This window comes from Streptomyces sp. NPDC005566, from assembly GCF_040605575.1.
Classification (GTDB): Bacteria; Actinomycetota; Actinomycetes; order Streptomycetales; family Streptomycetaceae; genus Streptomyces.
In genome coordinates this window covers 537,626-557,915 of the sequence record NZ_JBEXDB010000001.1, presented here as the reverse complement: position 1 = coordinate 557,915, position 20,290 = coordinate 537,626, and the positions used below count along the sequence as shown (strand labels likewise).

Below are 20,290 nucleotides of genomic sequence, written 5' to 3'. Positions count from 1 at the left end.
GTTTCAGGCGCGCGGTTCGCGCGCCGCACGCTTCTGACGGACGAGACCGGTCACGATCAGCACCGCGGTCAGCGCGCCGGTCGCCAGCAGCTGGTCACGCGTGTCGGGCTGACGTAGCATCAGGAAGAAGATGCCGGCCATGGCGAGCAGCGCCACGATCGTCAGGACCGGGAAGAGCCACATGCGCACGACGAGCTTCTCGGGTGCGTCGCGCTCCATCCGGCTGCGCAGGATCAGCTGGGAGACGGCGATGAAGATCCAGACGACCAGGATCACCGCGCCGATCATGTTGAGCAGCCACGGGAAGACGTCATCGGGACGCCAGTAGCTGAGCAGCACGCACAGGAAGCCGAACACGGAGGAGACGAGGACGGCGTTGCGCGGGACACCGGACGAGATCGTGCCGATGCGCTTCGGTCCCTGGCCGCGTGCGACGAGCGAGCAGGCCATGCGCGAGGCGCCGTAGATGTTGGCGTTCATCGCGGAGAGCAGGGCGACCAGGATGACCACGTTCATGATCTCCGCGGCGCCGCTGATGCCGAGGTGGTCGAGGGCCGCGCAGAACGGGCCGACCTCGGCGACCGCCGGGTCGTCCCACGGGACGAGGGCGACGATGACCGCCATCGAGCCGACGTAGAAGACCGCGATCCGCCACATCGCCGTGCGCACGGCCTTGGCGACGCCCTGCACCGGGTTCTCCGACTCGGCCGCGGCGATGGTGACGGTCTCCAGACCGCCGTACGCGAAGACGGACGCGAGCAGTCCGATGATGAACCCGTCGGAACCGTGCGGCAGGAGCCCGCCCTCTCCGGTGAGGTTCGATCCGCCGGGGGAGTCCGTGCCGGGCAGCCATCCGAGGAGCGCGAGTACGCCGAGCACCAGGAAGAGCGTGATCGCGACGACCTTGAGTGCCGCGAACCAGAATTCGAACTCGCCGAAGTTCTTCACGGCGGCGAGGTTCGTGCCGAGGAAGACCAGCATGAACAGGGCGACCCAGGCCCACTCGGGTGTGCCGGGCAACCAGCCCGTGACAATCTTCGCGGCTCCGATGCCCTCCAGGCCGACGGCGACACAGAGCAGCACCCAGAACGACCATCCGGCGGTGAAGCCCGCCCACGGTCCGATCGCCCGGTCGGCGTGCACGGAGAACGACCCCGACGCCGGATTGGCGGCCGACATCTCGCCCAGCATCCGCATCACGAACATGACCAGCAGGCCGGAGATGCCGTAGGCGATGACGATCGACGGACCGGCGGCGGCGATTCCGGCGCCGGAGCCGACGAAGAGGCCGGCGCCGATGACACCGCCGAGGGCGATCATCGACAGATGGCGCTGCTTGAGCCCGTGGGTGAGTGCGGAGTCGGCGGTGGGCGTGGTGTCCGTGGGGGGCGGCGCGGAAGTCCGGGACATCGGCAGGCTCTGTTCGCTGGTGGGACAGGGGACGGCCCACAGTCTGGGCACGTGGCCCGCCCACAAGGAACCGTTGTCCGCTATACGGTCACCGGGCTCACACATGGTGCACACGCGTGTACGAGGTGACCCGCCATCACGCCCTGCGTGCCCGGAACTCCCGCGCCCCTGCCACGAGCAGCACCAGCCCGGTGGCCCCCGCCGACCACAGGACCTGGGAGCGCGCCGCGTCATCGGTGAGCATCAGCAGCAGGACACCCAGCAGACCGGCCAGGGTCAGCCAGGTCAGATAGGGGAAGCACCACATTCTCAGGGTCAGGGCCTGGGGCGCGTCACGTTCGATGCGCCGGCGCAGGCGCAGTTGTGAGGCGGCGATCAGGGCCCAGACGAACAGCAGGACCGCACCGACCGAGTTGAGCAGGTAGAGGAAGACCGTGTCGGGCCACTGCAGATTGAGCAGTACGGAGACGAAGCCGAAGGCGACCGAAGCCAGTACGGCCCGCCTCGGCACCCCGCCACCGCCGCCTCCGGAGACCGTGAGCAGCCCACGCGGGGCCTCGCCGCGCTCGGCCAGCGAGAAGACCATCCGAGAGGCCCCGTACAGGTTGGCGTTGAGCGCCGAGAGCAGCGCCACGAAGACCACGACGTTCATGATCTGCCCGGCCGACGGCACCCCGATCGCGTCCAGAACCTTCACGTACGGGCTGAGCCCCGCCTGCTGGGCGGTCCAGGGAAGTACCGTCACGATGATCAGCATCGAACCGACGTAGAAGAAGAGGACGCGCACCATCGCGCTGCGCACCGCACGGCCCACCGCGCGCGCCGGATCGTCGGTCTCGGCGGCCGCGATCGTTACGACCTCCAGCCCGCCGAAGGCGAAGACCACGGTCAGTACGCCGGAGACAACGCCTTCCCAGCCGTTCGGCAGGAAACCGCCCTGTCCGGTGAGGTTGGTCATCCCGACCGGATCGGTGTCCGGGAGGACTCCGAAGACGGCCAGCAGCCCGAGCACGAGGAAGGCCACGATGGCCGTCACCTTGAGCGCGGCGAGCCAGAACTCGAACTCGCCGAAGTTCTTCACGGCCGTCAGATTGGCCACGGTGAACACCACCATGAACACCAGCACCCAGAGCCACTGATCCACCGCGGGTACCCACCCGTGAGCGATCTGCGCGGCCGCCGTCGCCTCCACGGCGAGCACGACCACCAGCAGGAACCAGTACAGCCAGCCCGCGCTGAAGCCCGCCCAGCGGCCCAGCGCACGTTCCGCATGGACGGAGAAGGAACCGGACGCGGGCATCGCCGCGGACATCTCGCCGAGCATCCGCATCACCAGCATCGCGAGCGCGCCCGCGATCAGGTACGAGACGACGATCGCGGGGCCCGCGACGGCGATCCCGGCGCGCGAGCCGACGAACAGCCCGGCGCCGATCACTCCGCCCAGCCCGAGCATGGTCAGGTGGCGCTGCTTCAGGCCGTGGGACAGGGGCTCCGGCTGCAGGGGGGAGGGCGCGGAGGGAGGGGCGTCGTGCATGAGGTGCGGGTCACTCTCGGATCATTTATGGGGAAGCTACAGTCTCACGGACCACCGGTTCTTCCCGCCCAGGGTGTCGCACAGGTCCCGGCCTCAGTGACAAGCATCACGTCAGTGAGTGATTGCGTGACGCTCTTTGTCCGAACCCGACTAACTCGTCAACCACCGCTTTGTGGGCGGCTGCTGGTGATCGAGCGATATTCCGTCGGCTAACGTCACCCTCAGTCTGTCCCCACCTGTCCTGTTGCCCTCACCTGCGGAGTCCCCCGATGAGCACTGCTGCCGCCCCCATCCGTTCCGGAGCGGTCCTCGCCGACCTGCTGCCCGCAGCCCGGCACCGTTATGCCGTGGACACCGCGCTGGTCCTCGGCGGCGCCGCACTCACCGGTATCGCGGCCCAGATAGCCGTCCCCGTTCCCGGCTCCCCGGTTCCCGTCACCGGCCAGACCTTCGCCGCGCTGCTCATCGGCACCGCCCTGGGCGCCCGTCGCGGCTTCCTCTCCCTCGCGCTGTACGCGCTCATCGGGATGGCCGGCATGCCGTGGTTCGCCGAGGGCACGTCCGGAGCCGGCGGCGCCTCGTTCGGCTACGTGCTGGGCATGCTGCTCGCGGCCACGGTCGTCGGCGGTCTCGCCCGCCGCGGCGGTGACCGCTCGGTGCTGCGCACGGCGGGCACGATGGTGGCCGGCTCCGTGATCATCTATGCGGTCGGTGTGCCGTACCTGGCCCTCTCCACCGGGATGTCGATGAGCGCCGCCGTCGCGGCGGGCCTCACGCCGTTCCTGATCGGTGACGCCCTCAAGGCGGCGCTGGCCATGGGCGCGCTGCCCGCGTCCTGGAAGCTCATCGGGCGCCGCGGCTGATGCCGTAGGCCCACCGGAGAGGCCCGCCGGTCGTACTGCCACAGCAGCACGACCGGCGGGCCTCTCGTGTGCCCGGGGGCGGTGTGAGCCCCCGGTACGGCACCCGCCGACGAAGGGGAAGTCCGGCCTACGGCCCCTCGGTACGGCCCGGTTCAGCGGTGACCTCCGCATGCGGCACCGGCAGGCCGCCACGTCCGTACCGCCGCGCGGCGGGAGCAGCCGCAGCAGGCGGCCCCGTCCTGCGGAAGGCCGGGGCGGAGCGAAGCCGGTCGGGAAGCCGAGGGGCGGCCGTGTGGGCGGCAAAGAGGGAGGCCCCCCGTTCGCTCGCTGGACGCGTCGCGAAGGGAGGGCCTCCCGGGTGGGCCTGAAACCGGCCGTCAGGTGTCCGCGCCGGCTACTCGACCGGGGCAGCCGCCTTGCGGCCGCGCGCCTCCCGTACCAGCGAGACGGCCACGACCAGCGCCGCGACCAGCAGCGAGAGCAGTACCTGCTCGCGCCCGGCGTCGTCGGTCAGCATGTAGACCAGGACGAACGAGATCATCGCGATCGTCGCCCAGGTCAGATACGGGAAGAGCCACATCCGTACGACGAGCTTCTCCGGCGACTCGCGCAGGATGATGCCGCGCATCCGCAGCTGGGTGAAGCAGATCACCAGCCAGACGAACAGGGCGATGGCACCGGAGGAGTTCAGCAGGAACTGGAACACCGTGTCGGGCCACTGGTAGTTGAAGAAGACGGCCACGAAGCCGAACACGACGGACGACAGGATCGCCACCTGCGGCACGCCCCGCTTGTTCACGCGGGCGAAGGACTTCGGGGCGTCGCCCCGCTGGCCGAGCGAGAAGCCCATCCGAGAGGCCGTGTAGAGGCCGGAGTTGAGGCAGGACAGCACGGCCGTCAGCACGATGACGTCCATGACCTGACCCGCGTGCGGAATGCCGATGGCGTTCAGTGCGGCGACGTACGAGCCGTCCTTGACGATCGACGGGTCGTTCCAGGGCAGCAGCGTCAGGACGATGAAGATCGAGCCCAGGTAGAAGATGGCGATACGCCAGATCACGCTGTTGGTCGCCTTGGAGACGGCGCGCTGCGGGTCCTCGGACTCACCGGCGGCCAGGGTCACGATCTCGCTGCCCATGAAGGAGAAGACGACCATCAGCACACCCGTGAGGATGGCGCCCGGTCCTTCGGGGAAGAACCCGCCGGTGTCCGTGAGGTGGGCGAGACCCGACCCTGGGTTGTCCGAGCCCGGCAGCAGGCCGAAGACGGCGAGCATGCCGACGACGACGAAGGCGCCGATCGCCACGACCTTGATCCCGGCGAACCAGAACTCGAACTCACCGTACGAGCCGACGGAGACCAGGTTGGTCGCGGTGAGTACCACCATGACGATCAGGGCCCAGGCCCACTGCGGAACGCCGGGGATCCAGCTCTCCAGGATCTTGGCACCCGCCGTGGCCTCGACGGCGAGCACCACGACCCAGAAGAACCAGTACAGCCAGCCGATCGAGAAGCCTGCCCAGCGGCCCAGGGCCCGGTCCGCGTAGGCGGAGAAGGAGCCGGAGCTGGGCCGGGCGACGGCCATCTCGCCGAGCATCCGCATGACGAAGACGACCATCAGGCCGACGAGCGCGTACGACAGGAGAATGGCCGGTCCAGCGGCGGCGATACCGGCGCCGGAGCCTACGAAGAGGCCCGCGCCGATCACGCCACCGATGGCGATCATCGAGAGATGACGGTTCTTGAGACCGGCCTGAAGCCCGTCCGTGGAGTCCGGCTTGTCCGGCCCCTCGGGCTGTTTGCCCGGCTCGGCCAGAGTCGTCTGCGACGTCATGGATCGAATCCTTACGTTTTCTGATCGCGTGTGTCGGTCCTGCCTCAGCGGGGGTGGTGCGAAGGCAAGGCCACGCATTCAAGCCCGATTGACACCGGAAGGGGAACCCCCTCTTCCGGATCGTTGACCGGATCGTTGCCCGAGTGGCGTGGCACACAGGTCCCGAGGCCGGACGCGGGCCCCCGGACCGCCCGGTGGGTCCCGACCCCGCTGACGGCTACCCCGCCCGGTCCGTGCCACACTTCGCACCATGCGCGTGTACCTCGGCTCCGACCATGCCGGCTACGAACTCAAGAACCACCTCGTCGAGTGGCTCACGGCCCAGGGCCACGAGGCCGTCGACTGTGGTCCCCACATCTATGACGCCCAGGACGACTACCCGCCGTTCTGCCTGCGTGCCGCCGAGCGGACCGCAGCGGACAAGGGCAGCCTCGGCATCGTCATCGGCGGCTCCGGCAACGGCGAGCAGATCGCCGCCAACAAGGTCAAGGGCGTCCGCGCCGCACTCGCCTGGAGCGAGCAGACCGCCGCGCTCGGCCGTGAGCACAACGACGCCAACGTGGTGGCCATCGGCGGCCGGATGCACACGACGGAGGAGTCCACCAAGTTCGTCGAGATCTTCCTCGGCACCCCGTACTCCGACGAGGAGCGTCACACCCGCCGCATCGAGATGCTGTCGGCGTACGAGGAGACCGGCGAGCTCCCCCCGATCCCGGCCCACCACCCGCAGCAGGGCTGAACAGCCCGCACCCGCTCCACTGTGCCGCCGGGTCCCGTACCCGGCGGCACAGTCGTGTCACCGAGGAGATCCGCCGTGCCCGAGGGGCATACGATCCACCGCCTCGCCGCGGACCACCGTGAGCGGTTCGAGGGCGGCCCGGTGCGGGTGAGCAGCCCGCAGGGCAAGTTCTCCGACAGTGCGGCCCTGCTGGACGGCCGGACCCTCACCGGCGTGGACGCACACGGGAAGCACCTCTTCCTGGGCTTCGACGGTCACGGCTCCGACGGGCGGATCTCCGACCGGCGGAGCTTCGACGGGCCCGGCTGGGTCCATATCCACCTCGGCCTCTTCGGCAAACTCGGCTTCGGTACGACGCCGGCGCCGCCGCCCACCGACACGGTCCGGCTCCGCCTGGTCAACGACGCCCACTACGCCGACCTGCGCGGCCCCACCACGTGCGCGCTGATCACCGAACCCGAGAAGCGGGCGATACACGACCGGCTCGGCCCGGACCCGCTACGCACCGGCGAGGACGGCGAACGGGCCTGGCAGCGGATCTCCCGGAGCCGCGTCACCGTCGCCGCCCTGCTGATGGACCAGAAGGTCGTCGCGGGCGTCGGCAACGTCTACCGCGCCGAGGTCCTGTTCCGGCACGGCATCGACCCGTACCGCCTCGGCAAGGACCTCACGCGCAGGGAGTGGGACGCGATCTGGTCCGACCTCGGCGAGCTGATGCGCGAGGGCGTACGGAACAACCGGATCGACACGGTCCGCCCCGAGCACCTGCCCGAGGCGATGGGCCGCCCACCGCGCGTCGACGACCACGGCGGCGAGGTCTACGTCTACCGGCGGGCCCGGCAGGCCTGCCACATCTGCGGCACCGGGATCCGCACCGCGGACCTCGCGGCCCGCAACCTCTTCTGGTGCCCGTCCTGCCAGAAGGGCGCGTCCGGTCCGGCCGCGAACACATGCGGCCCGCCCCGCGATTGAGGACAAAGCGACTCCGGAGCATCCCCGGGGTACGCGCTCCGGACCGGGTCGGCCCGATTTCAAACGCATTGTCACAGGGGTCCCCCTGCACCGGAGGCTGTCGGGTGGATAGGGTCCCGGCAATGGCCCGTCGCAGAGGAGTAGACGCGTACGTGGCCCGGTGGCGAAGATCGGCCCATCGGGCGCGCATCGCGCTGCGCAAGTCCGGTGTCGACTACTTCCGCGGTGACGGCTCCGACTGGATCGCGCTCGTCGGCCTCCTGCTCGTCATTCCGGCGATCACCTGCGCCACTCTGCTGAACCCCGTGTGGTTCTCACCGGCCGCGCTGGCGCTGCCCATCGTCGCCGGCGGTCTGCTGCTCCGGCCGGCCAGCCTGCTGGGTCTGTACGCGGCCGCGGCCGCCGCCCTCATCGTGGAGTCGCTCAGCCTGGGCCCGTACATGAAGGAACCGGCCGGAGTCACTCCGGGCACCGTCCTGGTCGTCGCCGCCTGCGGCTTCTTCGGGCTGGTCCTCGCCCAGTTCCGGGCGAGAGTCGGGGTGCCGTGGAGGCGCGGCGGCACGATGCTCTTCGACCTCCGCGAGAGGATCCGGGTGCAGAGCGCCCTGCCCCTGCTGCCGAAGGGCTGGCACCGCGAGATGGCGCTCCGTCCGGCCGGCGGCCAGTCCTTCTCCGGCGACTTCGTCGTCGCGGCCCGTACCAACGGCGGGCGCACCCTCGAAGTGGTCCTCACGGACGTGTCCGGCAAGGGCATGGATGCGGGCTCCCGGGCCCTGCTGCTGTCCGGCGCCTTCGGCGGCCTTCTCGGCTCACTGCCCCCGCACGGCTTCCTGCCGGCGGCCAACGGCTACCTCCTGCGCCAGGACTGGGACGAGGGTTTCGCCACGTCGATCCATCTGGTCCTGGATCTGGAGTCGGGCGACTACGAAATTCTGTCCGCCGGTCACCCGCCGGCACTGCAGCTGCACGCGGGCAGCGGCCAGTGGGAGGAGAAGGCCGCGGAGGGGCCGCTGCTGGGCGTGTACGACGGAGCCCAGTTCGACGCGGTGAAGGGCTCGTTGGCGCCCGGCGACGTGCTGATGCTCTTCACCGACGGACTGGTGGAGGCGTCCGACCGGGACATGGCCGAGGGCATCGACCGGCTGACCGGCGAGGCCGACCGCTATGTCGCCACGGGCTTCGACGGCGCGGCCTGGCACCTCATCGAGGCATGCGCGAAGGACGTCAACGACGACCGTGCGCTGCTGCTTCTGTCCCGTCGCGCCTGAACCGTACGGAAGCGTCCGAAAAGGTGCAACCGTCAATGCGGCTACCCGCTTTCACCCGAACGTGGATCTTCCGGGCGGGTACGGGCGCGGGCACGGAAACGCGGCTCCCCGTACCCGTACCCGATGGTCAGACCGGCACCGCGGTCTTCTCGGTACCCCGGTCCTTCGACGGCCCTCCGGGCAGGAAGCGGGCCAGCCAGTGCGAGCGGCCGGCCGCCAGCGGCGCCAGGACCGCGAGCAGGAGCACATAGCCGGCGATGAACGGGGAGAGCCGTTCGTCCAGTCCCGCGCCCGCCGCCATGGTCGCGAGAATCAGGGCGAACTCGCCGCGGGCCAGCAGTGTGGTCGAGATGTTCGCGGTGGCCCGGGGTCCGAAGGCGTAGATCCTGGCGGCTGCCAGTCCCGCGAGCACGTTCATCGCCATGGTCACCGCGACCGCGGCGAGTACCGGCCACACGACGCTCGGCAGGTCGCCCGGGTCGATCGAGAGGCCGAACGCGAAGAAGAAGATGGCGCCGAAAGCATCACGCAGCGGATGGACGAGCTTGAGGATGCGCGGGCCCGACGTGGTGCTGCCGAGCATCAGGCCGACCATGAACGCGCCGATCGCGTCGGCCACCCCGAACCACTCCGAGACGCCCGCGACGAAGACGGCGGCGCCGAGGAAGGAGATGACGAGGAGTTCGTCGTCCTTGGTGTCGAAGAGCCGGGAGACGACCTTGGTTCCGAAGCGTGCGGCCAGTGCGAGGAGCAGCAGGAAGCCGAACGCCTTGCCCCCGTCGAGGGCCGCTGCGGAGAGGCTGTCCGCGCCGGAGAGGATGGGCTGGAGCGCGGCCAGGTAGAGGGCGAGGAAGACGTCCTCGACGACGATGATGCCCAGGATCGGTTTGGTCTCGGCGTTGCCGATGCGCCCGAGGTCCACCAGGACCTTGGTGACGATCGCCGAGGACGAGATCCCGAGCACACCGGCGAGGACGAGCGCCTCGGACGTGCCCCAGCCCAGCGCGAAGCCGAAACCGAGCCCGGCGCCGACGTTCAGTACGAGGTACGTGCCACCGGCGAGCGCCATCTTGCGCCCGCCCGCCTTGAGGTCGTCCAGGTGGAACTCCAGGCCCAGGTAGAAGAGCAGCAGTACCAGGCCCAGCGCGGAGAGCATCTCCAGATCGTGGGGGTCGTCGACGAGGACGACACCGGGTGTGTGCGGGCCGAGCAGGATCCCGGCCAGGATGAACAGGGGAATGGTCGGCAGTCCGATCCGGCCGCCGACGCGGGCGAGGACCGCGGCGGCCAGGAAGGCGCCGCCCATGGCGATGAGCGTGTCTGCGTGTCCGATGAGCCTGATCCTTCAGTAGGTCAAGAGAGCGTCAAGGAATCGTCAGTAATTAGTTTACCGAATGATTGACACTGCAACTATGAACCCGTCGAACTCCGGACCCGAGGCGTACAGTCGGGCGCATGGCGACGCCGTATCTGACCCTGGCCGAGGTCGAGTTCACCGCTCGCGAGGCCCATCGCACCCAGACCGACAAGGCGGGGCGCCCCTACGCCGAGCACCTCGCCGCAGTGGCCGAGGGTGTACGGATCCGGGGCGGCAGCGACGAGCAGATCGCCGCCGCCTGGCTGCACGACGCCGTCGAGGACGACGCGCTGTCCCGGCAGTGGTTGGACGAGGCCCCGCTCCCGCGGCAGGTCAAGGAAATGGTCCTCGCCGTCACCAAGCGGGACGGCGAGGACCTCTCCGCGTACGCCGGGCGGATTCTCGCCACGCCCGGCGCGCTGCTGATCAAGGAGTCCGACCTCGCGCACAACGCCGATCCGGACCGCCTCGCCGTCCTGGATCCGGCGACGCGTACCCGGCTGACAGCGAAATATGCGCAGGTGCGTGGGCTGTTGGGGCTCCCCGGAGGCGAATTGCCCACCGACCGTCCGGATCCGGCCAACCCCGCGGGAGGCTGATCCCGGACCGGCCCGTCGCCGGTCCGGGGCCGGACCGCGCGACGGCCGGAACCCGTCCGGACGGTCGCGGGCCGGACGGGCTCAGCGCTTGGCGGCCTTCCGGCGGAACGCCCAGTCCAGATCCGGCTCGGTGGCGAACCGCAGAACGCGCCGGACCGGGGGAGTGCACATCAGGGTGACGGCGGCAGCCGCGACCACGGAGACGACCATCAGGCCGGCAGGGCCGGTGAGCCACTCGTACCGGTCGAACAGGCCGAAGTATCCGGCGCCCTTCACGAGGAAGCCGTGCAGCAGATAGCCGCAGATCGTCCCCGCTCCCAGCACGGTGAACCACATGTGACGGCGCGGCACCCAGGCCAGGAATCCGATCGTGAGAACGAGCGCACATCCGAACATCGCCAGGGACATCACGGCCCCCGACCACCACGGTGCGCCCAGTTCCTGTGCGGCACTGCTCCGGTAGAACCAGCCGAGCTGCATGCGCGGCGACGCCCAGTAGGCGAACAGCAGGGCCCCGGCGAACAGCGGCAGAGCGAGCAGCCGCACCTCACGCCGCCGGACCAGCTGGAAGTGCTCGGGCTTCAGCAGGAGACCCAGCACGAAGAACGGCAGGAGCTGCAGGACACGCTGCAGATCGAGGTCGTCACCGATGCCCGGAGTCACCGACGCGAGCACGGCGATCGTGAGGGCGACCGGCAGCGGGTGGCGCAGTGACTGCCAGAGCGGGGTGGTGACCCGCCAGATGAACAGGGCGATCAGGAACCAGGTGAGGAACAGGGGGTCGAGCAGGGTGACCGGGACGTCCTCCGAACCGCCGCCCGCGTACCGCTTGAACAGCGAATACGCCGTCTCGAACAGGACATAGGGCACGGCCACCCCGGTGACCAGACGCTTCACCTTGGCGGGACTCATGTCGAACGACCGTGAGAAGTAGCCGGAGATGAGGATGAAGGCCGGCATGTGGAACGTGTACACGACCATGTACAGGGCGCGTGCGGCGCGGCTGCCGTCCATCACCGGTTCCCAGGCGTGGGCCACCGCGACGAGCACGATCGCGAGGTACTTCACATTGTCGAAGTAGGCATCGCGGTGCTTGGCCGGAGCGGGGCGCCCGGAGGCCGCCGGGGCTGCGGAGCGGACCGGGGCGGACGCAGGGGGAGTCCTGACGGCCGTCGACGCCGCGCGCTCGTGTCTGGGCTCCGACTCCCGGGTCTCCGGGGGGATCGGGGCCCTCTTGAATTCGCTCGGAGCTTGGAACATCTAAAGCACCTTAGACCCGTTGATTGCCGTGCGTGAAACTCACAAGAGATTTCGCGTCTTCCCGCTGATTCGAAAATGAAACCACCGACAACCGACCGCTATGAGGCGGTTAATCCCTCTTAAATAGGGCATATCGTCGCGTAGTTGGGGAGAGTGAATTTCGTCGCACGAACGCACGGCAAAATACTGTGAATGAAGTGTGGGGGTATGGAAACGATCACAGTGGCCGATATTCGAACTGCCTCGCGCACAGTCGGCGCACAGATTTCCGTCTGCGCCCCGGGGCGCCTTCCCCGGGCGCCCCGTACGCCGATCCGCCCCGGCGTGCGGGCGGGCGTGAGGATGGCGCGATCCGGACAGTGCCGTCCGTCACCTGGCAGCATCCACAGGGGAGTTGGTGGCACGATGGAGTCAACGGAGGTGTGCTGGGCTGCACGCCACCGGGCCGGCAAGGCGGACCGACCAAGGGTGTGATCAGTCGTGGCCATTTCACTGTCTGTGGTGCTGATGCTGGGGATCATCCTGGTGGTGCTGATCCGCGGCGGGTCCATCAAGGGCGGGCCGGCGATCGTGGCCGTCCTCTTCGGCTTCTTTCTCGCGTCGACGGGCATGGCGCCGTCGATCAACAGATTCATGAACTCGATAGCCGAGACGATCAACCAGATCAGCTTCTGATCCGCGCACGCAAAGGGCCCGGTCCGACGAGTAACCGTCGGACCGGGCCCTGGCGTGGAGCGGGCGACGGGAATCGAACCCGCGTAGCTAGTTTGGAAGACTAGGGCTCTACCATTGAGCTACGCCCGCAAGCGGTGCACCGCAGGTCCTGTGGACCGCGGCACGAAAAGCATCGTAGCGGGTCGGGGAAGGTGTGCGCACACCTGTATCGGTGTGACCGTCCGTGACCGCCTTCGAAAAGCGTGCTGCGCACTGCCTGTCGGCATGTACCCTACGTGTCGCACCGACGGGGTGTGGCGCAGCTTGGTAGCGCGTCCGCTTTGGGAGCGGAAGGTCGTCGGTTCGAATCCGGCCACCCCGACCACCAGCAAGATCTCCAGGCAAGATCGCGTTGTGGGAGTCATCCCGCTTGCCGTTACTATGCAAATTGCGTGCCCGTGTGTCTGATGTACCGGGCTCGATCCGCGAAGCCGCCTCTCGGCGGCCCAGCAGAACCCCAAGAAGTCAGCCACCAAGGAGACCGAACCGTGAAGAGCGCCGTGGAGACCCTGAACCCGACCCGGGTTCGGCTCAGCATTGAGGTGCCCTTCGAGGAGCTCAAGGACAGCCTCGACGCGGCGTACAAGAAGATCAACCAGCAGGTCACGGTGAAGGGCTTCCGTAAGGGCAAGATCCCCAACCGCGTCATCGACCAGCGGTTCGGCCGTGGTGCTGTGCTGGAGGAGGCCGTCAACGACGCCCTTCCGAAGTTCTACACCGAGGCTGTCAACGAGGGTGAGCTCAACGTTCTGGGCCAGCCCGAGGTTGACATCACCGAACTGAAGGACGGCGAGCTGCTGGCCTTCACCGCCGAGGTGGATGTCCGTCCCGAGATCGAGATTCCGGACTACTCCGGCATCGAGGTCACCGTGGACGCACTCGAGGTCACCGACGAGGACGTCGACAAGGCCGTGGAGCAGCTCCGCGAGCGCTTCGCCTCGACCAACCCGGTCGAGCGCGCCGCCGCCGAGGGCGACGTCGTCACGATCGACCTTGAGGCCAAGGTCGAGGGCGAGGTCCTGGAGGACGGCGTGGCCGCCGGTGTCTCGTACACCATCGGTTCCGGCGAGCTCCTCGAGGGCATCGACGAGGCCGTGACCGGCCTGGAGGCCGGTGGCGAGGCCACCTTCACCTCCGAGCTGAAGGGCGGCTCCGCCGAGGGCAAGGAAGCGGAGGTCACCGTCAAGGTCACCACCGTCGCCTCCCGCGAACTGCCCGAGCTGGATGACGACTTCGCGCAGATGGCGAGCGAGTTCGACACGCTCGCCGAGCTTCGCGAGGACAGCCGCAAGCGCCTCGAGAACACCAAGCAGTACGACCAGGCCACCCAGGCCCAGGAGCGCGTCCTCGACGAGCTGCTGAAGCTGGCCGAGGTCCCGATCCCCGAGAAGCTTCTCGCGGACGAGGTCCAGACCCGCAAGCACAACCTCGAGCACCACCAGCTCGGCCAGATGGGTCTCGACCTCGAGAAGTACCTGGAGATCCAGGGCAAGACGCTCGAGGAGTTCGAGGCCGAGACCTCCGAGCAGGCCATCAAGGGCATCAAGACCCAGTTCATCCTGGACGAGCTCGTCAACAAGGAGAAGCTGAACGTCAACCAGGAGGAGCTCACCGAGCACCTCATGCGGCGCGCTGCTTCCTCCGGCATGAGCCCCGACCAGTTCGCCCAGGCCGTCGTCGAAGGCGGCCAGGTGCCGATGCTCGTCGGCGAGGTCGCCCGCGGCAAGGCGCTCGCGGTGGTCGTCGAGGCCGCCAAGGTCGTCGACACCAACGGTGAGGTCGTCGAGCTCGAGGACGACGAGGAAGAGGCCGTCGAGACGGTCGAGGCCGCCGAGGGCACCGCTGACGCGGCCGCCGGCGACGAGAAGACCGAGGCCTGATCCTCGAACTGATCGGCTTTTCTGATCCGTACACGACGGGCTCCGGACGCACCACGTCCGGGGCCCGTCGGCGTATCCGTCCACACCCCCAGAACCCTTGTGCGGACTGCCGACCTTGCGCTCCCAGCGAACAGTTGGGGAAGCGGGATGGCGTTGTCCCACCTGCGCGTTAGGGTCCATGAAGAGGAAGGGTCGGGTTCAGTCCCGGCCCACCCGGTACGAAGACGCTGAGACGGCCGGAGCCGTCAGAGACGAGCAGGTGGATACGTGACGAATCTGATGCCCTACGCCGCCGGAGAGCCGTCCCTCGGTGGAGGCCTCGGTGACCAGGTCTACAGCCGACTGCTCGGCGAACGCATCATCTTCCTCGGTCAGCAGGTCGACGATGACATCGCCAACAAGATCACCGCACAGCTCCTGCTCCTTGCCGCGGACCCGGACAAGGACATCTACCTCTACATCAACAGCCCCGGCGGCTCGGTGACGGCAGGCATGGCGGTCTACGACACCATGCAGTACATCCCGAACGACGTGGTCACCATCGGTATGGGCATGGCGGCCTCGATGGGCCAGTTCCTGCTCACCGGTGGTACGGCGGGCAAGCGCTTCGCGCTCCCGAACACCGACATCCTCATGCACCAGGGTTCGGCCGGCATCGGCGGTACCGCCTCGGACATCAAGATCCAGGCCCAGTACCTGCTCCGCACGAAGACGCGGATGGCGGAGATCACCGCCCACCACTCCGGCCAGACCGTGGAAACGATCATCCGCGACGGCGACCGCGACCGCTGGTACACGGCGGAGGAGGCCAAGGACTACGGCCTCATCGACGAGATCATCACGGTCGCGTCGGGCATCCCGGGCGGCGGCGGCACCGGCGCCTGATCCGGCCCCCGGACAGGCACCACGCCGCACCCTCTCGTACGCCGAGACTCCCAGCCCACATGAACGCCACCAGGATGGTGAACACCCACATGAACAACTTCTCCGGCGTCTCCGCGAGCGGCCTCTACACCGGCCCGCAGGTGGACAACCGCTACGTCGTCCCGCGCTTCGTGGAGCGCACCTCGCAGGGTGTGCGTGAGTACGACCCGTACGCGAAGCTCTTCGAGGAGCGCGTGATCTTCCTCGGCGTGCAGATCGACGACGCCTCGGCCAACGACGTCATGGCGCAGCTGCTGTGCCTGGAGTCGATGGACCCGGACCGCGACATCTCGATCTACATCAACAGCCCCGGCGGCTCGTTCACCGCGCTCACCGCGATCTACGACACGATGCAGTTCGTGAAGCCGGACATCCAGACGGTCTGCATGGGCCAGGCGGCCTCCGCCGCCGCCGTCCTGCTCGCCGCGGGCACCCCGGGCAAGCGCATGGCGCTCCCGCACGCCCGTGTGCTGATCCACCAGCCGTCCTCGCAGACCGGCCGTGAGCAGCTCTCCGACCTGGAAATCGCGGCCAACGAGATCCTGCGGATGCGCACCCAGCTCGAGGAGATGCTGGCCAAGCACTCCACCACCCCGCTGGAGAAGATCAGCGAGGACATCGAGCGCGACAAGATCCTTACCGCCGACGACGCACTCGCGTACGGTCTGGTGGACCAGATTGTCTCCACCCGCAAGACCACAGCCGGCGCGGCCGTCTGACGTCGGTCTTTCCCCTTGGCACATTCCATCAGCACGGCCACGGCCGTGTGAACCGTGCCAAGGGGGGCCCGAACGGGGGGCCAGGCAAGGTACCGTCGGATAGAGGCACCAGGAGCCGCTGAACCAGGCTGCTCCCAGGCGAAGGGGAAGCACCTCGTGGCACGCATCGGTGATGGCGGCGACCTGCTCAAGTGCTCGTTCTGTGGCAAGAGCCAGAAGCAGGTGAAGAAGCTCATCGCAGGACCCGGTGTGTACATCTGCGACGAGTGCATCGATCTCTGCAACGAGATCATCGAGGAGGAGCTCGCGGAGACCTCCGAGGTGCGGTGGGAGGAGCTCCCCAAGCCGCGCGAGATCTACGAGTTCCTCGAGGGGTACGTCGTCGGGCAGGAGCCCGCGAAGAAGGCCCTCTCGGTCGCGGTGTACAACCACTACAAGCGGGTCCAGGCCGGTGAGAACGGCGGCGGCGCGAATCGTGACGACGCGATCGAGCTCGCCAAGTCCAACATCCTGCTGCTGGGCCCCACGGGCTCCGGCAAGACGCTCCTCGCGCAGACGCTGGCCCGCATGCTCAACGTGCCGTTCGCCATCGCCGACGCGACGGCGCTGACGGAGGCCGGCTATGTCGGCGAGGACGTCGAGAACATCCTGCTGAAGCTGATCCAGGCTGCGGACTACGACGTCAAGAAGGCCGAGACCGGGATCATCTACATCGACGAGATCGACAAGGTCGCCCGCAAGAGCGAGAACCCGTCGATCACCCGCGATGTCTCCGGCGAGGGCGTCCAGCAGGCCCTGCTGAAGATCCTGGAGGGCACCACGGCCTCCGTACCGCCGCAGGGCGGCCGGAAGCACCCGCACCAGGAGTTCATCCAGATCGATACGACGAACGTGCTGTTCATCGTGGGCGGTGCCTTCTCCGGTCTGGAGAAGATCATCGAGTCGCGCGCCGGCGCCAAGGGCATCGGCTTCGGCGCGACGATCCGATCGAAGCTGGAGATCCAGGCGAGCGACCAGTTCCAGGAGGTCATGCCGGAGGACCTGGTGAAGTTCGGGATGATCCCCGAGTTCATCGGCCGCCTTCCCGTGCTGACCTCGGTCCACAACCTGGACCGCGAGGCGCTGCTCCAGATCCTGGTCGAGCCGCGCAACGCCCTGGTGAAGCAGTACCAACGGCTGTTCGAACTCGACGGTGTGGAGCTGGACTTCGAGCGCGAGGCGCTGGAAGCCATCGCCGACCAGGCGATCCTGCGCCAGACGGGTGCGCGTGGTCTCCGCGCGATCATGGAGGAAGTCCTCCAGTCCGTGATGTACGAGGTCCCGTCCCGCAAGGACGTGGCCCGCGTGGTCATCACCCCGGACGTCGTCCGCAACAACGTCAACCCGACGCTGGTCCCGCGCGAGCCGCGCACGATCGGCAAGAACGACGACGGCGGCCGCCACGAGAAGTCCGCGTAGCGGCGGCGTCAGCGATACGTACGCCGAAGGGGCGCCCGGCCACTGGCCGGGCGCCCCTTTCTTGCTTCACGGACTTTGTAGATGTCCTGGACGGATTCAGACGCTGGCCAAGGAGGATCCAGTCACGATCACGTCAGCGCCACCCAGGAGGCCGGTCCGGCGTTAGGCCGTCCGACGGTGGGGGCGATCGAGGACAGTCGGTACCGCAATATGCGCGAGCTCCGTTCACGGAACGGCAGCACGGTCAGCATCCGGATGCTCTTCGTCTTTGATCCGGTGAGACGAGCGGTGTTCCTCGTTGCGGGAAACAAAGCGAGCGGGCGGCCTGGTACCCGAAGGCGATCAAAGAAGCCGACGCCAAGTACATGGCTTACCTTGAAGCTCTGAGGAGGAGGACGACGGATGAGTCTCGGCAGCATGGCCGACCTCACGGCTGACATCACCCCGGAGAAGCGCGCCCGCATCGATGCGATCAAGAGCGAGATGGTCGACGCGGAGCGAGGTCACGAGCTCGCCTCCCTCCGGAAGGCGCAGGGGATGACCCAGGTGCAGGTGGCGAAGGCCATGGGTGTGACGCAGGGGCGCATCAGCCAGATCGAGCGTGGCGGCGTGCGCCTGGACACGTCGACCATCTCGGCCTACCTGCATGCCATCGGGGGCGAGCTGACGATACTGGCCACGGTCGGGAACGTGTCCGTGAGGCTCTGAGGCCACGGCCCCCTAGGTCGGCCCCGTGCACGATCGGCAAGAACGGGGACGGCGGCCGCCACGAGAAGTCCGCGTAGCGGCAGCGATACGCACGCGAAGGGGCGCCCGGCCACTGGCCGGGCGCCCCTTCGGCGTTGAGGCTTGTGGCCGCTGTGATGCTGGCTGTGCAACCTCGCAGTAGGAGGCGGATCAGGGTCATGTTTAGGTCAAAGTGTTGAGATGAAGATTGGATTGAGCCGTTAAACCCCCGTTACTGGACTGGTGTGTGCATTTCTGATTACTCTTGGCGCTTAGATTTCCGTTAATGAGAACTGGGGTAAATAGGTTGAGCCTTCTTGGTGTTCGGCGAGCAGTTGTGGCTGCCAGCGTGATTGTGGCGGGCGTTTCTCTCCCGGTGGTCAGTGCGGGAGTGGCGAACGCAAGCCCGCAGCGATGTGAAATATCCCTGCATAACAACGGATACGTTGTTGGGGCTAAATCGAAGTCGGCTTGTGCTTACGCACATGCGAGCACCAGTCTGACCAATGTTGTGGCTGAAGCTCGGAGGGCTGTGTGTCAAGTCAAGTTGATTGACCTGGGAGTTAAGAACGCGCATGCGTATGCCGCCTGCTATTCGTACTGACGTCTCGAAGGTTCGGCGTCCTCGGTGGGATGCCGTCCGGCGCTCCTGTGCCATGTTGTCGCGCCGGTAGGTCGTGGCGCCTGGGTGGACGTCCCGTACTGACTGCTCACCTTCAGGGGCGGGAGCGAGAAGTGAGAGGTCTGCGAACAACTTGCGGCGGATTCGACCTATCCCGGTGCCAGCTACTTTTTGTGCTGTCGGGACCATGCGGGCGATGAATCCTGTGCGATCGACAGGAATTGCGGAATCGTTGCGAGAATTTCGCCACAGTGGTGGCGGCACCGTTTCTGCCACATAACCCAAGGGGTGCCCACCGGTCTACGGATGGACACCCCTCTGGCTATGTGGGTCAGGTCAGACCTTGGTGCGCGAGGTGTTGTAGAGCTTGGCCGCGAGGGCAGCCGTCTCGTCGAGTGTCATGGACTTGTTGGTCATGGCCGCGCCGATGTCGACGCCGATGACCGCCGCGACAGTGCTGTAGTCGGCCCAGATGCAGACAGGCATCACCATCTCCTTGGGGCCTCCTGCCGCGGTGCCGTCGGCCTTGTCGTTGACCACCTTCATCTCTTGGCACTTCATCAGCGCGCCCTCGAAGCCTTCCGGCGTGACGCTCTTGGGGCTGCCGACCAGGGTGGCCTTGCCCTCGTCCTCGTCCTCGGCCATCCCGACCTTGGCCTGCGCGAACATTCCGTCGAGGGCCTTCGCCGGGTCGGACACCTCGCCCCAATTGCCATAGAGCATGAGCATCTTGGTCGTGAGGGGATTCTTCTCGAGGTCGCCGCTCTGGTACTGCGCCTCAACCTTGTGGGCGTCCTTGAAGCCCAGGGCCTCGGCCTCGGCCTTCTCCTTGCTCGTCATCGTGTCCGAGGACGAGCTCTTGTCGCTCTTCTTGTAGTCGCCTACCGAGGCGGCCGGTGTGATCTTGTACCCCTTGGTGGAGTCGGCCACGTCGCCGTTGCCCCCACCCGACGTGAGGAAGTACACCCCGCCCGCGACAACCGCCAGCGCCACAACGGCCGCGCCGATGATCAGGCCGGTCTTCTTCTTCGGGGCGTCCGGCTGCGGCGGCATGCCGGGGTACGCCTGCTGGCCGCCGTACGGGGGCGTGGGCGGCTGCTGGCCGTAAGGGCCCGGCTGCTGGCCCTGCTGCGGGTAGCCGTAGCCCTGCGGGGGCTGCTGCGGCGGGACACCCTGGGGGGCCTGCTGCGGGTAGCCGTAACCGGGCTGGCCCTGCGGCGCGCCCTGCGGCGGCTGGCCGCCGTACGGGCCCGGCTGCTGGCCGTAGGGTCCGGGCTGGCCCTGCGGCGGCTGACCGCCGTAAGGGCCCGGCTGGTTGTAGCTCATTGGGCTGTCCCCTCCAGAATGCTTATGCGTTCCGAACATCCTGGCGGATGGGGCCGTGACATGGGGCACCGGGCAGCACACCGTT

18 protein-coding genes and 2 tRNA genes are annotated in these 20,290 nt (G+C 67.8%); 13 read left to right on the top strand and 7 right to left on the bottom strand.

Translation table 11 applies throughout. The features are described 5' to 3' along the window. Positions 1-3 precede the first annotated feature (3 nt). Both ABZS61_RS02625 and ABZS61_RS02620 read right to left on the bottom strand, forming a co-directional pair. Positions 4-1,410, bottom strand: coding sequence for an amino acid permease (locus tag ABZS61_RS02625; RefSeq protein WP_356414962.1), 1,407 nt, complete (start codon positions 1,408-1,410; stop codon positions 4-6). Between the two features lie 136 nt (positions 1,411-1,546). Further along, positions 1,547-2,944 (bottom strand): amino acid permease, encoded by a 1,398-nt coding sequence (locus tag ABZS61_RS02620; RefSeq protein WP_356414959.1) that lies wholly within the window; start codon positions 2,942-2,944, stop codon positions 1,547-1,549. Positions 2,945-3,213: 269 nt separating this feature from the next. On the opposite strand from ABZS61_RS02620, the gene ABZS61_RS02615 reads away from it, so the two are divergent. Further along, on the top strand, positions 3,214-3,807 hold the full coding sequence (locus ABZS61_RS02615) for a biotin transporter BioY (RefSeq protein WP_356414957.1): 594 nt from the start codon (positions 3,214-3,216) through the stop codon (positions 3,805-3,807). A gap of 394 nt (positions 3,808-4,201) precedes the next feature. Here ABZS61_RS02615 and ABZS61_RS02610 read toward each other — a convergent pair whose 3' ends face one another. Then, the gene (locus tag ABZS61_RS02610) at positions 4,202-5,641 is read right to left on the bottom strand and encodes an amino acid permease (RefSeq protein WP_356414954.1); all 1,440 of its coding nucleotides are present in this window, start codon (positions 5,639-5,641) and stop codon (positions 4,202-4,204) included. Between the two features lie 250 nt (positions 5,642-5,891). On the opposite strand from ABZS61_RS02610, the gene ABZS61_RS02605 reads away from it, so the two are divergent. The 3 genes from ABZS61_RS02605 to ABZS61_RS02595 all read left to right on the top strand — a co-directional run bounded on the left by ABZS61_RS02605 (position 5,892) and on the right by ABZS61_RS02595 (position 8,620). Beyond that, a complete protein-coding gene (locus tag ABZS61_RS02605; RefSeq protein ID WP_356414951.1) occupies positions 5,892-6,380 on the top strand; it encodes a ribose-5-phosphate isomerase in 489 nt (162 codons plus the stop codon). Positions 6,381-6,455: 75 nt separating this feature from the next. Next, positions 6,456-7,352: a DNA-formamidopyrimidine glycosylase family protein gene (locus tag ABZS61_RS02600; protein ID WP_356414948.1), complete on the top strand. Its 897-nt coding sequence runs from the start codon at positions 6,456-6,458 to the stop codon at positions 7,350-7,352. A 122-nt stretch (positions 7,353-7,474) separates the two neighbouring features. Next, entirely contained in the window at positions 7,475-8,620 is a 1,146-nt protein-coding gene (locus ABZS61_RS02595) for a PP2C family protein-serine/threonine phosphatase (RefSeq protein ID WP_356414946.1), read from the top strand. A gap of 127 nt (positions 8,621-8,747) precedes the next feature. On the opposite strand, the gene ABZS61_RS02590 is transcribed toward ABZS61_RS02595, so the two are convergent. Further along, entirely contained in the window at positions 8,748-9,926 is a 1,179-nt protein-coding gene (locus ABZS61_RS02590) for a cation:proton antiporter (protein WP_356414944.1), read from the bottom strand. Between the two features lie 149 nt (positions 9,927-10,075). Here ABZS61_RS02590 and ABZS61_RS02585 point away from each other — a divergent pair, with 149 nt between their 5' ends. After that, positions 10,076-10,576: an HD domain-containing protein gene (locus ABZS61_RS02585; RefSeq protein WP_356414941.1), complete on the top strand. Its 501-nt coding sequence runs from the start codon at positions 10,076-10,078 to the stop codon at positions 10,574-10,576. Positions 10,577-10,657: 81 nt separating this feature from the next. On the opposite strand, the gene ABZS61_RS02580 is transcribed toward ABZS61_RS02585, so the two are convergent. Next, positions 10,658-11,836 carry an acyltransferase family protein gene (locus tag ABZS61_RS02580; RefSeq protein WP_356414938.1) on the bottom strand — a complete coding sequence of 393 codons (1,179 nt, stop codon included), beginning with the start codon at positions 11,834-11,836 and terminating at the stop codon, positions 10,658-10,660. A gap of 480 nt (positions 11,837-12,316) precedes the next feature. Here ABZS61_RS02580 and ABZS61_RS02575 point away from each other — a divergent pair, with 480 nt between their 5' ends. Beyond that, entirely contained in the window at positions 12,317-12,511 is a 195-nt protein-coding gene (locus tag ABZS61_RS02575) for a hypothetical protein (RefSeq protein ID WP_356414935.1), read from the top strand. A 55-nt stretch (positions 12,512-12,566) separates the two neighbouring features. Here the strand turns inward: ABZS61_RS02575 and ABZS61_RS02570 are convergent. Then, positions 12,567-12,640, bottom strand: a tRNA-Gly gene (locus ABZS61_RS02570). A gap of 158 nt (positions 12,641-12,798) precedes the next feature. Here ABZS61_RS02570 and ABZS61_RS02565 point away from each other — a divergent pair. The 7 genes from ABZS61_RS02565 to ABZS61_RS02535 all read left to right on the top strand — a co-directional run bounded on the left by ABZS61_RS02565 (position 12,799) and on the right by ABZS61_RS02535 (position 18,239). After that, a tRNA-Pro gene (locus tag ABZS61_RS02565) sits at positions 12,799-12,875 on the top strand. A gap of 163 nt (positions 12,876-13,038) precedes the next feature. Further along, positions 13,039-14,430: a trigger factor gene (tig, locus tag ABZS61_RS02560; RefSeq protein WP_356414932.1), complete on the top strand. Its 1,392-nt coding sequence runs from the start codon at positions 13,039-13,041 to the stop codon at positions 14,428-14,430. A 279-nt stretch (positions 14,431-14,709) separates the two neighbouring features. Beyond that, the gene (locus ABZS61_RS02555) at positions 14,710-15,315 is read left to right on the top strand and encodes an ATP-dependent Clp protease proteolytic subunit (protein ID WP_164494208.1); all 606 of its coding nucleotides are present in this window, start codon (positions 14,710-14,712) and stop codon (positions 15,313-15,315) included. Between the two features lie 74 nt (positions 15,316-15,389). Then, positions 15,390-16,073 carry an ATP-dependent Clp protease proteolytic subunit gene (locus ABZS61_RS02550; protein ID WP_356415149.1) on the top strand — a complete coding sequence of 228 codons (684 nt, stop codon included), beginning with the start codon at positions 15,390-15,392 and terminating at the stop codon, positions 16,071-16,073. Positions 16,074-16,229: 156 nt separating this feature from the next. Next, positions 16,230-17,531, top strand: a complete 1,302-nt coding sequence (clpX, locus tag ABZS61_RS02545) for an ATP-dependent Clp protease ATP-binding subunit ClpX (protein ID WP_056785577.1) — start codon at positions 16,230-16,232, stop codon at positions 17,529-17,531. Positions 17,532-17,612: 81 nt separating this feature from the next. Beyond that, positions 17,613-17,918: a type II toxin-antitoxin system RelE/ParE family toxin gene (locus ABZS61_RS02540; RefSeq protein WP_356414928.1), complete on the top strand. Its 306-nt coding sequence runs from the start codon at positions 17,613-17,615 to the stop codon at positions 17,916-17,918. Positions 17,919-17,933: 15 nt separating this feature from the next. Continuing rightward, on the top strand, positions 17,934-18,239 hold the full coding sequence (locus tag ABZS61_RS02535) for a helix-turn-helix transcriptional regulator (protein WP_356414925.1): 306 nt from the start codon (positions 17,934-17,936) through the stop codon (positions 18,237-18,239). 976 nt (positions 18,240-19,215) lie between these two features. On the opposite strand, the gene ABZS61_RS02530 is transcribed toward ABZS61_RS02535, so the two are convergent. Continuing rightward, on the bottom strand, positions 19,216-20,205 hold the full coding sequence (locus ABZS61_RS02530) for a hypothetical protein (protein ID WP_356414922.1): 990 nt from the start codon (positions 20,203-20,205) through the stop codon (positions 19,216-19,218). Between the last annotated feature and the right edge of the window lie 85 nt (positions 20,206-20,290).

Coding starts and splice junctions, on each gene's coding strand:
- ABZS61_RS02625 (WP_356414962.1), bottom strand. CDS start 1,410: ATGTCCCGGACTTCCGCGCCGCCCCCCACGGACACCACGCCCACCGCC.
- ABZS61_RS02620 (WP_356414959.1), bottom strand. CDS start 2,944: ATGCACGACGCCCCTCCCTCCGCGCCCTCCCCCCTGCAGCCGGAGCCC.
- ABZS61_RS02615 (WP_356414957.1), top strand. CDS start 3,214: ATGAGCACTGCTGCCGCCCCCATCCGTTCCGGAGCGGTCCTCGCCGAC.
- ABZS61_RS02610 (WP_356414954.1), bottom strand. CDS start 5,641: ATGACGTCGCAGACGACTCTGGCCGAGCCGGGCAAACAGCCCGAGGGG.
- ABZS61_RS02605 (WP_356414951.1), top strand. CDS start 5,892: ATGCGCGTGTACCTCGGCTCCGACCATGCCGGCTACGAACTCAAGAAC.
- ABZS61_RS02595 (WP_356414946.1), top strand. CDS start 7,475: ATGGCCCGTCGCAGAGGAGTAGACGCGTACGTGGCCCGGTGGCGAAGA.
- ABZS61_RS02590 (WP_356414944.1), bottom strand. CDS start 9,926: ATGGGCGGCGCCTTCCTGGCCGCCGCGGTCCTCGCCCGCGTCGGCGGC.
- ABZS61_RS02585 (WP_356414941.1), top strand. CDS start 10,076: ATGGCGACGCCGTATCTGACCCTGGCCGAGGTCGAGTTCACCGCTCGC.
- ABZS61_RS02580 (WP_356414938.1), bottom strand. CDS start 11,836: ATGTTCCAAGCTCCGAGCGAATTCAAGAGGGCCCCGATCCCCCCGGAG.
- ABZS61_RS02555 (WP_164494208.1), top strand. CDS start 14,710: ATGCCCTACGCCGCCGGAGAGCCGTCCCTCGGTGGAGGCCTCGGTGAC.
- ABZS61_RS02550 (WP_356415149.1), top strand. CDS start 15,390: ATGGTGAACACCCACATGAACAACTTCTCCGGCGTCTCCGCGAGCGGC.
- ABZS61_RS02540 (WP_356414928.1), top strand. CDS start 17,613: ATGTCCTGGACGGATTCAGACGCTGGCCAAGGAGGATCCAGTCACGAT.
- ABZS61_RS02535 (WP_356414925.1), top strand. CDS start 17,934: ATGAGTCTCGGCAGCATGGCCGACCTCACGGCTGACATCACCCCGGAG.
- ABZS61_RS02530 (WP_356414922.1), bottom strand. CDS start 20,205: ATGAGCTACAACCAGCCGGGCCCTTACGGCGGTCAGCCGCCGCAGGGC.